We start from the raw sequence: 15,389 nt of genomic DNA, 5'->3' as shown, positions 1-15,389 counted from the left end.
CTTTCTAAAAAACGATCACATGAGGGGTGTTTTTCATGAAAGAAAAACTCGTATTAGTAGGGAATGGTATGGCTGGTATCCGAACGCTCGAAAACATTTTAAAAACGGACAATGAACGATTCGACATGACTGTATTTGGAACTGAGCCGTATCCTAACTATAATCGGATTCTTTTATCGAAAGTTCTCCAAGGGGATACAAAGACAGAGGATATTACGTTAAACGATTGGAATTGGTACAAGGAACATCATATTCAGCTGTTTACAAATGAGACCATTGTGAAGATCGATCCAGACAATCAAACCGTTATGAGTGATCAAGGACGGACCGTGCATTATGACCGTTTAATTTTAGCGACAGGGTCACTCCCGTTCATCCCGCCCATTCCAGGGAGCGATAAAAAAGGGGTAACAGCTTTTCGTACATTACAAGACACAGAGGAAATGGTCAAAGCATCTATGATGTACAAAAAAGCAGCCGTCATTGGAGGCGGGCTCCTTGGACTTGAAGCCGCGCGTGGTCTATTAAACTTAGGTATGGAAGTGACCGTCATTCACCTTGGCTCTCATTTAATGGACCGTCAGCTCGATCCGGTGGCAGGTCAGCTTCTGCAAGCAGCTTTAGAAAAACAAGGCATGAGCTTTCTATTAGGAAAACAGACAAATGAGATTTTAGGAGATACAAGGGTAGAAGGGCTAACATTTTCAGATGGTTCTACATTAGAGACAGATATGGTGGTCATGGCGGCAGGAATTAAACCGAATCACAAGCTTGCCGAAACGAGCGGCATTGAAGTGAACCGGGGGATTATCGTCAATGATTTCATGGAAACAAGTGTCCCGCGGATTTACGCAGTCGGAGAATGTGTTGAACATAGAGGACAAACGTACGGTCTTGTCGCGCCATTATACGATCAAGCAAACGTGCTCGCACAGCATGTATGTGACATGTCTCCGGCGCCTTATGAAGGATCTGTACTATCGACACAGCTAAAAGTATCAGGGGTTGATGTATTTTCAGCTGGAGATTTTATCGAAAATGATGAGAAACAAGCGATTAAGATTTTTGACGAACAGCAAGGTATTTATCAAAAACTAGTCTTCCAGCAAAACCGATTAGTCGGCGCCGTCATGTTTGGAGAAACAAGCGATGGACCACGTTTATTCTCGTACATTAGAGAAGGTGTTGATATGTCAGATATGGAAAAAGTATCTGTCTTAACATCAAATGAGCTGGCGCAAGAAAACACGATTGAACAAATGGCAAACGACCATATCGTTTGCGGCTGTAATGGTGTCTCAAAAGGTCAAATAGTGGCAGCTATTCAAAAAGAAGGCCTAACGACTATACAAGAGGTCAAGCAATGTACAAGTGCTTCTCGGTCATGCGGAGGCTGTCAATCTGTTGTGGAAGAGATTTTATGGCACACTTTAGGCGATGATGCAAACCGCACTGCGCAAAAAGAAACCATCTGCGCCTGCACCACCTTATCAAGAGATGAAGTGATTCATGAAATAAAAGAGAAAGGTTTGCAGCATGTCAAAGAAGTGATGAATGTACTTGACTGGGAAACAGAAGAAGGCTGTTCAAAGTGCCGGCCTGCACTGAATTACTATTTAGGGATGATGTATCCGCTTGACTACAAAGATGAAAAAAGCTCGCGATTTGTGAATGAACGAATGCATGCCAACATCCAAAACGATGGTACCTATTCGGTCGTTCCACGTATGTACGGGGGCGTGACAAATGCTAATGACCTGAGAAAAATAGCGGATGTCGTTGACAAATATGAGATACCGCTTGTGAAAATGACTGGAGGGCAGCGAATCGACCTTTTAGGTGTCAAAAAAGAAGATTTACCAAAAGTATGGGCTGATTTAGATATGCCGTCTGGTTATGCTTACGGAAAATCATTAAGAACCGTCAAAACTTGTGTTGGAGAACAATTTTGCAGATTCGGAACGCAAGATTCCATTTCTCTTGGGATCGCACTTGAAAAGAAATTTGAAGGACTTGCCACACCGCACAAAGTCAAAATGGCCGTATCAGCCTGTCCAAGAAACTGTGCTGAATCTGGGATTAAAGATCTTGGCATCGTAGGTATCGATGGGGGATTTGAATTGTATGCTGGCGGGAATGGAGGGACACATTTACGAGCTGGAGACTTATTAATGAAAGTAAGTACAGCAGAAGAAGTAGAACAAATGGCCGCAGCCTACCTTCAATATTACAGAGAAACCGCAAATTATTTAGAGAGAACATCCGCTTGGGTTGAACGGCTTGGATTGAATCATATCCAAACGGTACTGCTAGATGACAAGAAACGTGCAGCATTAATCGAAAGAATGGACATCGCACTTTCAACTTATGAAGAACCGTGGCAAGAGATTCGAGAGAACGAAACAGAAACAAGACAATTATTTCAAAAGGCAACTGCTTCCGTCTAAATCAATTGAAGGGATGAGATCAGATGACAGTTTCAATTGTAAAAGTTCATATTGGTACAATATCAGATTTTCCATTGCAGCTAGGGAAAACAGTCGCAGCCGGTCCACTTGAATTAGCTGTTTTTCAAACCTCTAACAAGCAGTTCAAAGCCATTGAAAATCGCTGTCCTCATAAAGGCGGTGTACTAGCTGAAGGAATGGTGAGCGGAGATCATGTCTTCTGTCCAATGCATGATTGGAAAATCAATCTTTCATCAGGAAATGTTCAAGAACCAGATCATGGATGCGTGAAAACATATGAAGCATTGGTTGAGGGAGACGACGTCTTTATTTTACTGCCTTCATAAATGGTTTAGAACCTTCCTTTCCTGTACATGCTGTAAATACATGCAGTGAGAAAGGAAGGTATATGTGTGCCATTTTTTAATATTTTGATTGAACTCTTTATCGGATTTTTCGCTTTATTTTCCATTACAAAGCTATTAGGGAAAACACAATTTGCACAAATCACGCCGTTTGATTTTATTTCTGCACTGATTTTAGGGGAGATGGTCGGTAACGCCATTTTTGATCCAGAAGTCAGCGTGCTACATATCCTTTTTGCAGTTGCAGTCTGGGGCGTTTTAATCTACACAGTTGAATGGCTTTCACAAAAATTCAAATCCATTCGCGCTTTTTTAGAAGGAAGACCGACTCTTGTGATTGATAAAGGAAAGATTCACTACAATCGATTAAAGAAAAATATGCTCGATTTAAATCAGTTGCAGACGCTGATTCGAGCGAAAGGGCATTTTGCTCTTAATGAAATTGAATTTGCCATTTTGGAAACGGATGGGTCTGTGAGTGTGCTTCCGAAAATGAAATATGCACCAGCTACAGCCGAAGATGTGAACGTGAAAGGAAAAGAAGTCACATTGCCTAGAACGTTTATTATCGACGGAGAGATTTTAAAAAAAGATTTAAAGGAAGCTGGATTTGATGAAGCGTGGCTGAGAGAGCAATTGAAAAAGCAGCACATTTCCTCCTATAAAGACGTCCTATTTTGTGAATGGATTGAAAATGAAGGAATTTATGCGATGAAATATGAAAAAACATCCACAACCTAACACAGTGGATGTTTTTTTGTTTTATAACTGAATAGGATCAAAAAGAATACGTCAATGAAAACGTTCACAATATAAGGGGGAGATGTGTGATGAAGTATGGAAAACGACTGCTGATGATGGTATTGGCCTTACTGCTTTTTGACTCAGCTTATGCGCAAGCAGCTGGACACAACCATCAAACAAACCGCGTGCTTATTGTCGATCAAAAAGGAAATGGGACATTTCGAACGGTTCAATCTGCCATTGATGCGATACCAGTGAACAATCAACAGCAAACGACGATATATATTAAAAATGGTGTGTATAAAGAAAAGATTCTCCTTCCGCAAAATAAGCCTTATGTGTCCTTTATTGGAGAAAATCAGTATCAGACGATTCTGACGTATGATGATACAAATGCAAGCAGCGGGAGCACAACCAATAGCTCAAGTACAATGATTCGGGCAAATCATTTTTACGCAGAAAATATCACGTTTCAAAATACAGCTGGCCGAAACGCAGGGCAGGCGGTTGCCCTTTATGTATCCGGGGACCGGGCTGTGTTTAAACACGTACGTGTTCTCGGTTATCAAGATACACTTTATGCCACAGGCACAGGGAGACAATATTATGAAGATTGCTATATCGAGGGCACGGTTGACTTCATCTTTGGTTCAGCAACGGCTGTATTTAAAAGAGCTGAAATAAAAAGTCTTGGAAATGGGTATATTACAGCGGCATCCACAACAGAAGCGCAAAAGTATGGCTACGTTTTTATTGATTCCACATTAAATAAAGGAACGGCTGCGTCTCAATCTGTGTACTTAGGCCGTCCGTGGAGACCTCATTCGGCTGTCACGTTCCTTCAAACAAAAATGGATGAACATATTAAAGCTGAGGGATGGCATAACTGGGAGAACAAAGACAACGAAAGAACGGCTAGATATCAAGAATATGGATCAACGGGCGCAGGGAGTCATGTGGCAAACCGGGTGAAATGGTCAACGATATTAACAAAAAACGAAGCAAGTCAAATCACCGTTCAAGCCGTGCTTAGCGGAAGCGATGGCTGGAATCCTGAAAAAAGGTAAAAGAGGCTTGTCAGTTTTCGTCAAAGAAAGCTGACTTTTCTGTTTAAAAAACCTTTGAGAACAAACGTTCTTTTGTGTATAATGAACATAATCTGCTAAATTTGGCTGCTTTTCTAAAAAGGAGGGATTGCGTGAAACGTTTCTCACAGGTCATGTTTTTACAACTATGTATTTTGTCGATGTTATTTCTCCCTTTTTCAGTGAAAGATGAACAACTAACAGCTCATGATGATCAATCAAAATGGATCACTTCCTTAGACGAATTCATTCGAACAGCACCTGATCTAGAGGGCACGATTGCTGGCATCAGCGTACGCGATACTTCTGACACTTCTCTTCTTTATGAACATCAAGCGGACATCCGTCTGACTCCTGCTTCTAATATGAAATTACTCACATCTGCTATCGCACTCGATCTACTGGGTGAAACACACACTTTTCCAACAGACGTTTGGATAGATGGTTCAATTCACAAAAAAACATTGCACGGCAATCTTTATCTCCGAGGCACTGGAGACCCGACATTGTTAGAAAGCGATTTTGCCGTATTAGCCAAACAAGTCAAAAAGGCCGGAATACATACGATTCGTGGACAGCTTGCAGCTGATGATACTTGGTTTGATGACACAAGGTATTCCATCGATCTGCCGTGGAGTGATGAAGATCAATATTACGGCGCTCAAATATCTGCTCTTACTGCTTCACCGAATGAGGATTATGATGCAGGAACGATCATTCTCGAAGTTAAGCCGGGAAAGAAAGCAGGGCAGAAGGCCAGCTATGAGATGATCCCGAAGACTGACGTCGCTCAAGTTGTCAATCAAGTGCAAACTGTGCCAGAAGGTGGAAAGAAGAAAATATCTTTTAAACGCTCTCACGGTACAAACAAAATTACACTGACTGGGACGATTCCGCTAAAAGCATCCTCGTCTAAACAATGGGTCGCATTATGGGAACCGACAACGTATGCTTTAGACTTAATGAAACGAGCATTAAAGGCTGAGGGGATTCAGCTGAAAGGACCACTCAAAACAAAACAAGTTCCTAAAAAAGCGAAAAAAATCGCTTCCCATTCATCAATGCCTTTATCCGATCTTCTTGTTCCGATGATGAAATTAAGCAACAATACACATGCAGAAATTCTGTTAAAAGAACTTGGGAAGCGGGTAAAGAACAAAGGGAGTTTTGACAAAGGGCTTGACGTGCTGAATGAACGTCTTCCTGCCTTTGGCATAGATCCATCCATGACTGTGTTGAGAGACGGATCAGGCATATCACCGATTAACCTTGTTTCTGCAAATCAATTCACGTTATTTTTGACAAACATTCAAAAGGAAAAATGGTTTAACACCTATGTCCATGCACTTCCGTTAGCTGGGGCAAGTGAGCGTATGGTGGGAGGTACATTAAGAAATAGATTGAAAGAACCAGCTACACTAGAAAAAGTGCGTGCAAAAACAGGTACGCTATCAACGGTCAGCACACTATCTGGATATATTGAAACGCAGAGTGGAAAAACGCTTGCTTTTTCCATCTTATTGAATCATCTCGTTGATGACGAAAAAGGAAAAGAGATAGAAGACCGCATTGTCAGCATGTTAGCTGAGGATCTTTAGACAGAGAAGGAGAACCATCATGACGTTAGATAATAATCAATCTTTAGTAAAAACCATGTCGATCTTTCTAATTCCACTTTTATTAAGCAATATTTTGCAATCAATTGGACAGCTTGTTTCCATTGTGCTTGTCGGTAGATGGATTGGAGAGGATGCAGTAGCTGCGATTTCGGCATTCTTTCCACTTTTCTTTTTACTTGTTTCTTTTTCCATTGGGATTGGATCAGGGAGCTCGATCCTTATTGGACAAGCATACGGAGCAAAAAATGAGCAGAGGTTAAAGGAAATTATCGGTACAACGCTTTCGTTCACCTTTTTAATCGGACTTTCTTTAGCTGTCATTGGAGGTTTTTTTGCCACAGATATTTTACATCTGATGGGGACACCTGCAAATATTGTGGAGGAAAGTGCGGCATATGCCAGAATCCTATTCATCTCCATGCCCATCTTATTTCTTTATTTTGTCTATACAACTTTTTTACGAGGAACAGGAGATTCAAAAACACCATTTTATTTCTTAATGATTAGTACAGGAACCAATATTTTATTGCTGCCAATTTTATTATTCGGCTGGCTTGGTTTACCGGCATTTGGTTTATATGGTGCTGCGTATTCTTCTGTGATTTCTACAATCGTTACGTTTATCATTCTTCATATCTATCTTTATAAAACAAAGCACCCGCTGCGCATTGATGCGTCGGTTAGAAAGCATTTATTGATGAAAGGGGATTTATTAAAAACGCTATTAAAGTTAAGTATCCCTTCTAGTATTAATATGATTCTCATTTCTTTATCAGAAATTGCTGTCATTTCTTTTGTCAACGATTATGGATCACAGGCGACCGCAGCTTATGGCGTTGTCAATCAAGTCGTAAGTTATGTACAGATGCCCGCAGTGAGCCTTGGTATTGCGGTTTCTATCTTCGCCGCACAGTTCATTGGCGCAGGAAACATGAATCGTTTGAAAGATGTCATTAAAATTGGGCTGGGGCTAAACTTTGCGTTAGGCGGATTGATTATTATTTTCGTCTATATTTTCGCACCACAAATTTTATCTATCTTTTTAACAGATTCTGCAACGATTGATATTGCATATAGTTTGGTCGTGATTACACTATGGAGCTATCTCATTTTCGGAACAGCACAAATCGTTGCTGCCACGATGAGAGCAAGTGGAACAGTTCTATGGCCGACCATCTTTAGTATTTGTTCCATTTGGCTTGTTGAAGTACCAGTGGCTTATGTGCTATCACACCATACATCGCTTGGGATCAAAGGAATCTGGATAGGATATCCTGCAGCCTTTTTTGTAAACTTATTGCTCCAATACGGCTATTATCGACTGGTATGGAAGAAAAAGCAGATCGTTGCACTTGTCCAATCATAATGTGAGCCTATCATCTGGCATATATATACGAAGATCGATTACTTTGTAGGGGGTCTGATCTTCTATGTTTTTAAACCAAAGAAGTGAGCTCAGTTCGTATGATATCGGTGACTTCACTTATGCTGGACCAGATTTTCAAGTCTTGACGTGGGGAGAAGGAACAACGCTGAATGTAGGAAAGTTTTGTTCCATCGCAAACGAAGTAAAAGTTTTTCTTGGTGGTGAACACCGAACAGATTGGGTCACCACATATCCCTTTAATCAAATTTTCACAGATGCTGCCCACATTGAAGGACATCCACGATCAAAAGGGGATGTGTGTATAGGGCACGATGTTTGGATTGGATATGGAGCAACAATCATGTCAGGGGTACAGATAGGAAACGGGGCAGTCATTGGAGCAAATAGTCTGATTACAAAAGATGTGCCTCCATATGCGATTGTCGCAGGGAACCCGCAGCGTCTCATGAAATATCGGTTTTCTTCTGATATCATTGAAAAACTTCAGTTGTTAGAATGGTGGAATTTAGAGTTTACCGTCATCCAATCTATTTTTCACCTCTTACAATCTAATGATATCGAACATTGTATAAAAGTTATAGAAGACATAAAAAAGAAAGGCTGAAAAGCCTTTCTTTTTTCTTTTTTTGCTTAACTGAGCCGTATGATGGTCAAGGTTGCTCCGGCCGCACCACCACCGCCAACTAATATAGCTGTGACAACCACTCCAAAAAACTGCAGTGAAATAGTATTACCAGCTGTTAAATTAACAATGACAGTATTGTTAATAAATGAAGTAGAGATAGTAGGTGATTGAACAGAACCAGAAATAGTATTTGTTCCATTTAACAGCAAACGCGTATTAATCAAAAGTGCTGTAGTGGTGTTGACTTGATACGTAATATAATATTTACCTGTTTGCAGAACGGTAAAAACCGTACTTGTGCCGTTTGCTGTAAAACCGGTAATGTTTTGAAAGTTCGGCAATGGAATATTCGTTCCCGAGGCTACAGTAACAATGGTAGGACCAGAACTATTAGCAGCATATAGTGCTGTATCCGTAAAACCACCTGTTCCAGTAGGTCCGGTAGCACCCGTGATACCTGTAGCGCCAGTCGGACCAGTTGGTCCAGTGCTGCCCGTCACACCAGTGGCCCCAGTAGGTCCGGTTGAACCTGTGATACCTGTAGTACCAGTAGGTCCGGTTGCACCTGTGATTCCAGTGGCCCCAGTAGCTCCAGTTGAACCCGTGATACCAGTAGCACCAGTCGGACCGGTTGAACCTGTGATACCCGTGGCCCCAGTAGGTCCGGTTGAACCTGTAATTCCTGTAGCACCAGTAGGTCCGGTTGAACCTGTGATACCAGTAGCACCAGTCGGTCCGGTTGAACCTGTGATTCCCGTAGCTCCAGTCGGACCAGTTGGTCCAGTGCTGCCCGTCACACCAGTGGCCCCAGTAGGTCCGGTTGAACCTGTGATACCTGTAGTACCAGTAGGTCCGGTTGCACCTGTGATTCCAGTGGCCCCAGTAGCTCCAGTTGAACCCGTGATACCAGTAGCACCAGTCGGACCGGTTGAACCTGTGATACCCGTGGCCCCAGTAGGTCCGGTTGAACCTGTAATTCCTGTAGCACCAGTAGGTCCGGTTGAACCTGTGATACCCGTGGCCCCAGTAGCTCCAGTTGCACCCGTGATGCCAGTGGCCCCAGTAGCTCCAGTTGCACCCGTGATGCCAGTGGCCCCAGTAGGTCCGGTTGAACCTGTGATACCAGTAGCACCAGTAGGTCCGGTAGCACCTGTGATACCTGTAGCACCAGTCGGACCGGTTGAACCTGTAATTCCTGTAGCACCCGTGATACCAGTAGCACCAGTCGGACCGGTTGAACCTGTGATACCCGTGGCACCAGTAGCTCCAGTTGAACCTGTGCTACCAGTGACCCCAGTCGGACCGGTAGCACCTGTGATACCTGTAGCACCAGTAGGTCCGGTAGCACCTGTGATACCTGTAGCACCTGTGATACCTGTAGCACCAGTCGGACCGGTTGAACCTGTAATTCCTGTAGCACCAGTAGCACCAGTCGGACCGGTTGAACCTGTGATTCCCGTGGCACCAGTAGCTCCGGTTGAACCTGTGATTCCCGTGGCACCAGTAGCTCCGGTTGAACCTGTGATTCCCGTGGCACCAGTAGCTCCAGTTGAACCCGTGATGCCAGTGGCCCCAGTAGGTCCGGTTGAACCTGTGATACCAGTAGCACCAGTCGGTCCGGTTGAACCTGTGATTCCCGTAGCTCCAGTCGGACCAGTTGGTCCAGTGCTGCCCGTCACACCAGTGGCCCCAGTAGGTCCGGTTGAACCTGTGATACCTGTAGTACCAGTAGGTCCGGTTGAACCTGTGATTCCAGTGGCCCCAGTAGCTCCAGTTGAACCCGTGATACCAGTAGCACCAGTCGGACCGGTTGAACCTGTGATTCCAGTGGCCCCAGTAGGTCCGGTTGAACCTGTAATTCCTGTAGCACCAGTAGGTCCGGTTGAACCTGTGATACCAGTAGCACCAGTCGGACCGGTTGAACCTGTGATACCCGTGGCACCAGTAGCTCCAGTTGCACCCGTGATGCCAGTGGCCCCAGTAGCTCCAGTTGCACCCGTGATTCCAGTGGCCCCAGTAGCTCCGGTTGAACCTGTGATACCAGTAGCACCAGTAGGTCCGGTAGCACCTGTGATACCTGTAGCACCAGTCGGACCGGTTGAACCTGTAATTCCTGTAGCACCCGTGATACCAGTAGCACCAGTCGGACCGGTTGAACCTGTGATACCCGTGGCACCAGTAGCTCCAGTTGAACCTGTGATACCAGTGACCCCAGTCGGACCGGTAGCACCTGTGATACCTGTAGCACCAGTAGGTCCGGTAGCACCTGTGATACCTGTAGCAGCAGTCGGACCGGTTGAACCTGTAATTCCTGTAGCACCAGTCGGACCGGTTGAACCTGTGATACCAGTGGCACCAGTAGCTCCGGTTGAACCCGTGATACCAGTTGCCCCAGTAGGTCCGGTTGAACCTGTGATACCAGTGGCCCCAGTAGCTCCAGTTGCACCTGTGATACCTGTAGCACCAGTCGGACCGGTTGAACCTGTAATTCCTGTAGCACCAGTAGCACCAGTCGGACCGGTTGAACCTGTGATACCAGTGGCACCAGTAGCTCCGGTTGAACCCGTGATACCAGTTGCCCCAGTAGGTCCGGTTGAACCTGTGATACCAGTGGCCCCAGTAGCTCCAGTTGCACCTGTGATACCTGTAGCACCAGTCGGACCGGTTGAACCTGTAATTCCTGTAGCACCAGTAGCACCAGTCGGACCGGTTGAACCTGTGATACCAGTGGCACCAGTAGCTCCGGTTGAACCTGTGATTCCCGTGGCACCAGTAGCTCCAGTTGAACCCGTGATGCCAGTAGCTCCGGTTGAACCTGTGATACCAGTAGCACCAGTCGGACCGGTTGAACCTGTGATTCCCGTAGCTCCAGTCGGACCAGTTGGTCCAGTGCTGCCCGTCACACCAGTGGCCCCAGTAGGTCCGGTTGAACCTGTGATACCTGTAGTACCAGTAGGTCCGGTTGAACCTGTGATTCCAGTGGCCCCAGTAGCTCCAGTTGAACCCGTGATACCAGTAGCACCAGTCGGACCGGTAGCACCTGTGATTCCAGTGGCCCCAGTAGGTCCGGTTGAACCTGTAATTCCTGTAGCACCAGTCGGACCGGTAGCACCTGTGATACCTGTAGCACCAGTAGGTCCGGTAGCACCTGTGATACCTGTAGCACCAGTCGGACCGGTTGAACCTGTAATTCCTGTAGCACCAGTCGGACCGGTTGAACCTGTGATACCAGTGGCCCCAGTAGCTCCGGTTGAACCTGTGATTCCCGTGGCACCAGTAGCTCCAGTTGAACCCGTGATGCCAGTGGCCCCAGTAGCTCCGGTTGAACCTGTGATACCAGTAGCACCAGTCGGTCCGGTTGAACCTGTGATTCCCGTAGCTCCAGTCGGACCAGTTGGTCCAGTGCTGCCCGTCACACCAGTGGCCCCAGTAGGTCCGGTTGAACCTGTGATACCTGTAGTACCAGTAGGTCCGGTTGCACCTGTGATTCCAGTGGCCCCAGTAGCTCCAGTTGAACCCGTGATACCAGTAGCACCAGTCGGACCGGTTGCACCTGTGATTCCAGTGGCCCCAGTAGGTCCGGTTGAACCTGTAATTCCTGTAGCACCAGTAGGTCCGGTTGAACCTGTGATTCCCGTAGCTCCAGTCGGACCAGTTGGTCCAGTGCTGCCCGTCACACCAGTGGCCCCAGTAGGTCCGGTTGAACCTGTGATTCCAGTGGCCCCAGTAGCTCCAGTTGCACCCGTGCTGCCAGTGGCACCAGTAGATCCAGTAGCACCCGTGATACCCGTGGCCCCAGTAGGTCCGGTTGAACCTGTGATACCTGTAGCACCAGTCGGACCGGTTGAACCTGTGATACCCGTGGCACCAGTAGATCCAGTTGCACCCGTGCTGCCCGTTGCCCCAGTCGGACCAGTTGGTCCAGTGCTGCCCGTCACACCAGTGGCCCCAGTAGGTCCGGTTGAACCTGTGATACCAGTGGCCCCAGTCGGACCGGTTGAACCTGTGATACCTGTAGCACCAGTAGGTCCGGTAGCACCTGTGATACCTGTAGCACCAGTCGGACCGGTTGAACCTGTAATTCCTGTAGCACCCGTGATACCAGTAGCACCAGTCGGACCGGTTGAACCTGTGATACCAGTGGCACCAGTAGCTCCAGTTGAACCTGTGCTACCAGTGACCCCAGTCGGACCGGTAGCACCTGTGATACCTGTAGCACCAGTAGGTCCGGTAGCACCTGTGATACCTGTAGCACCAGTCGGACCGGTTGAACCTGTGATACCCGTGGCACCAGTAGCTCCGGTTGCACCCGTGATACCAGTTGCCCCAGTAGGTCCAGTTGCACCCGTGATACCAGTGGCCCCAGTAGGTCCAGTTGCACCTGTGATACCTGTAGCACCAGTAGCTCCGGTTGAACCTGTGATACCAGTGGCGCCAGTAGGTCCGGTTGAACCTGTGATACCTGTAGCACCAGTAGATCCAGTTGCACCTGTGATTCCCGTTGCCCCAGTAGGTCCGGTTGCACCAGTAATTCCTGTAGCTCCAGTGCTGCCCGTTACTCCAGTAGAACCTGGAGCACCAGGTGCTGCCAAAAGCGTATAATCCGGGGACGTATCTGGCGTACCTAAAGGTGGAGCAGAGTTCACAATATACGTACCACCTTCATAAGTGACCACTTGACCGACTGAATACATTGATGCTCTTTCTGGATCATATGTTTCAATACCACTTAATCCTACCCCTGTAGGGCCAGTTGGGCCAGTTTTCCCAGAAGCCGCCAAAAGGGTATAGTCGGGGGAAAGTCCAGGTATTCCTGAGGGAGCATCTACCTTAGCAATATAAGTACTGCCATTATACGTGACAACTTGACCAGCCTCGTAATCTTGTGATTGTGAGGGGTTAAAAGGGAGGACACCGGTTAATCCGCCAGCAGGTCCGGTTGGTCCGGTAGGCCCAACCGGACCTGCTGGGCCTCTTCGTCCAACCCTTTGAATTATTTTTGATTGTTTTTCTCCTTTTGCACAAGACGGATCCCCTTGAGGTCTGTTTTGTTTTGAATGTTCTTGTTTAATAAAAGGACAGTCTCTTCTTTGAGGACGGTCATGACGTGATCTTTTGTAATGAGGCTGCTCATGATATCTACCGCAAAAGGGACATTTGTGATCGAATTGATTGTACAAATTGCCCATCTCCTAAAATTGATATTTCATTCTATGTACGAATTTTTAAATCGGAAGTAAAACCTAGAAAATTCATCATTTCGAAAATCATCGAATCAAATCATTTAAAAGTTAAATCGTTTTATGTTATGGTGTTGAAAGAATGAAACTAGTATGATTTTTGATAGAAATGGGGCATCATGTATGAGTCAATCAGTTTTACAACGTGCAGCATATTCCGTGTTAAATTTATCCTCTGTAACAGAAGGTGGCACAATCAAAGAGTCATTTGAACATAGTATGGATTTAGCAAAAAAAGCTGAGAAGTGGGGCTACCATAGATATTGGCTTGCGGAGCATCATAATATGGAAGGGGTTGCGAGTTCAGCAACATCCGTCTTGATTGGACATATTGCTGGAGGGACTGAAAAGATCCGGGTTGGTTCTGGGGGGATTATGCTTCCAAACCATTCTTCACTCGTTATTGCAGAACAATTTGGAACACTGGAGACTTTGTATCCAGGGAGAATTGATTTAGGTCTAGGCAGGGCACCCGGAACAGATCAGTTAACGGCAAGGGCACTTAGACGTAATCTTCATAATGGAGAGGATTTCCCTGAGCAGCTTGAAGAACTTCGGCAATATTTCAAACCGACTGGTCAGGTCAAAAAACATGTAAGAGCCGTTCCGGGAGAAGGATTGGATATACCAATTTGGCTTCTTGGTTCAAGTGGTTTTAGTGCAAGGCTTGCAGGAGAATTGGGACTGCCATTTGCCTTTGCGGCACATTTCTCCCCTAAAAATACCATTCCTGCTTTAGAATTATACAGACAGTCATTTCAACCTTCAGATGTGTTAAAAAAACCTTATGCGATGGTTGGTGTGACGGTTTTTGCTGCTGATCAAACAGAGCGGGCTGAGTATTTGGCGACGTCTCATTATCAGCGGTTTTTGAGCCTCATTCGCAATACACCAGGAAAACTCAAAGCCCCTGTTGAAAGTATGGATGGGCTGTGGAGTCCTTATGAGAAGGCGATGGTGGACGAACAATTAAGTTCGACGATGATCGGGGATAAACAAAAGGTGAAAAAAGAGTTAGAAGCCTTTATTGAGGCGACTCAAGCAGATGAAGTCATGATTAATTCTGATATGTTTGACCATCAAGAAAGAATGCGTTCTTATGAAATCATTGCAGAGATATTTCAAGAGGAACAAGAAAAATAAGAATAAAAAAAGAACTGCCAAGAGCAGTTCTTTTTTATTTATGCTTTAGTAAACACGCGAAATGGTTGTCCAACTGGCAGTACTGTACGACCAAAATGTGTATTCAGCACAACAGCTGCAGAACCATAAAATGAAAGAAGAGAAATAATCAATTCTGCAATACCAGCCATCGTATGAGTCACATCGTACATCACACCAAACGAGCTTAGGGACAGGCCAATGAATAAGAAATCAATAAAGACGAAAATCAAAAACAATACTTTATGTGTTTCCATTGCACCGATCGTCATAAATAAGCTGAAAATCAAATAACCAATAAAAGCAAAACCTAGTTGTTTTGGGTCCGCAGCTCCCGCAAGCGTTTTCCCAAAAACGCCCGCTTGAATGAGCCAAGTGGTTCCAACGCCCATCCAAAAAAGACCGAATGCGCCGAAGGCAGTGGCTCCAAAAATATTATGATGCTTTGAATCTTGTATGGACGCAATCAGCTGCGCGATTCCTCCAAGGAAGATAGCCCAAGGTAAAATAAGGGATGTGCCATCTGTGATTCCTAGTTTTTGTGAAGACGCAACAAGCGTCACCATTGCTAAACCAAACAAACCAAGTGGTGTTGGGTCTGCGATTGATAATCGAATTGCTTGAACATTCTGTTTTTCCATAATGACCTCCTACAATTTGCACTTACAAAAGATACTCGAATTCGATAGAAACGTCAAGCTCTTTTTTAGTAGACA

Annotated in this window: 10 protein-coding genes; 8 read left to right on the top strand and 2 right to left on the bottom strand. The window is 45.4% G+C overall.

What is annotated here, in order from left to right; all coding sequences use genetic code 11:
* Positions 1 to 35: 35 nt before the first annotated feature.
* From nirB to AC0VYC_RS09360, 7 genes are all read left to right on the top strand, one after another.
* The gene (nirB, locus tag AC0VYC_RS09390) at positions 36 to 2,447 is read left to right on the top strand and encodes a nitrite reductase large subunit NirB (RefSeq protein WP_268431753.1); all 2,412 of its coding nucleotides are present in this window, start codon (positions 36 to 38) and stop codon (positions 2,445 to 2,447) included.
* Between the two features lie 23 nt (positions 2,448 to 2,470).
* A complete protein-coding gene (nirD, locus tag AC0VYC_RS09385; RefSeq protein ID WP_008346593.1) occupies positions 2,471 to 2,794 on the top strand; it encodes a nitrite reductase small subunit NirD in 324 nt (107 codons plus the stop codon).
* Between the two features lie 66 nt (positions 2,795 to 2,860).
* Positions 2,861 to 3,553 (top strand): DUF421 domain-containing protein, encoded by a 693-nt coding sequence (locus AC0VYC_RS09380; protein WP_008346595.1) that lies wholly within the window; start codon positions 2,861 to 2,863, stop codon positions 3,551 to 3,553.
* 89 nt (positions 3,554 to 3,642) lie between these two features.
* Positions 3,643 to 4,623 carry a pectinesterase family protein gene (locus AC0VYC_RS09375; protein WP_039169687.1) on the top strand — a complete coding sequence of 327 codons (981 nt, stop codon included), beginning with the start codon at positions 3,643 to 3,645 and terminating at the stop codon, positions 4,621 to 4,623.
* A 131-nt stretch (positions 4,624 to 4,754) separates the two neighbouring features.
* Complete coding sequence (dacB, locus tag AC0VYC_RS09370) at positions 4,755 to 6,239, top strand: D-alanyl-D-alanine carboxypeptidase/D-alanyl-D-alanine endopeptidase (protein ID WP_039169689.1); 1,485 nt, start codon at positions 4,755 to 4,757, stop codon at positions 6,237 to 6,239.
* Between the two features lie 19 nt (positions 6,240 to 6,258).
* Positions 6,259 to 7,626: an MATE family efflux transporter gene (locus AC0VYC_RS09365; protein WP_039169691.1), complete on the top strand. Its 1,368-nt coding sequence runs from the start codon at positions 6,259 to 6,261 to the stop codon at positions 7,624 to 7,626.
* Between the two features lie 64 nt (positions 7,627 to 7,690).
* A complete protein-coding gene (locus tag AC0VYC_RS09360) occupies positions 7,691 to 8,251 on the top strand; it encodes a CatB-related O-acetyltransferase (protein ID WP_072368391.1) in 561 nt (186 codons plus the stop codon).
* Positions 8,252 to 8,277: 26 nt separating this feature from the next.
* Here AC0VYC_RS09360 and AC0VYC_RS09355 read toward each other — a convergent pair whose 3' ends face one another.
* Positions 8,278 to 13,461: a beta strand repeat-containing protein gene (locus AC0VYC_RS09355; protein ID WP_475389988.1), complete on the bottom strand. Its 5,184-nt coding sequence runs from the start codon at positions 13,459 to 13,461 to the stop codon at positions 8,278 to 8,280.
* A 174-nt stretch (positions 13,462 to 13,635) separates the two neighbouring features.
* Here AC0VYC_RS09355 and AC0VYC_RS09350 point away from each other — a divergent pair, with 174 nt between their 5' ends.
* Entirely contained in the window at positions 13,636 to 14,655 is a 1,020-nt protein-coding gene (locus tag AC0VYC_RS09350; RefSeq protein WP_331831931.1) for an LLM class flavin-dependent oxidoreductase, read from the top strand.
* A 38-nt stretch (positions 14,656 to 14,693) separates the two neighbouring features.
* Here the strand turns inward: AC0VYC_RS09350 and AC0VYC_RS09345 are convergent, their stop codons facing one another.
* The gene (locus AC0VYC_RS09345; RefSeq protein WP_007499188.1) at positions 14,694 to 15,314 is read right to left on the bottom strand and encodes an acetate uptake transporter; all 621 of its coding nucleotides are present in this window, start codon (positions 15,312 to 15,314) and stop codon (positions 14,694 to 14,696) included.
* Positions 15,315 to 15,389: the final 75 nt, after the last annotated feature.

This window comes from Bacillus sp. iso_77 (genome assembly GCF_056173625.1).
Note: the sequence above shows the minus strand (reverse complement) of the source record. Positions and strands in the feature narration are given on the sequence as shown.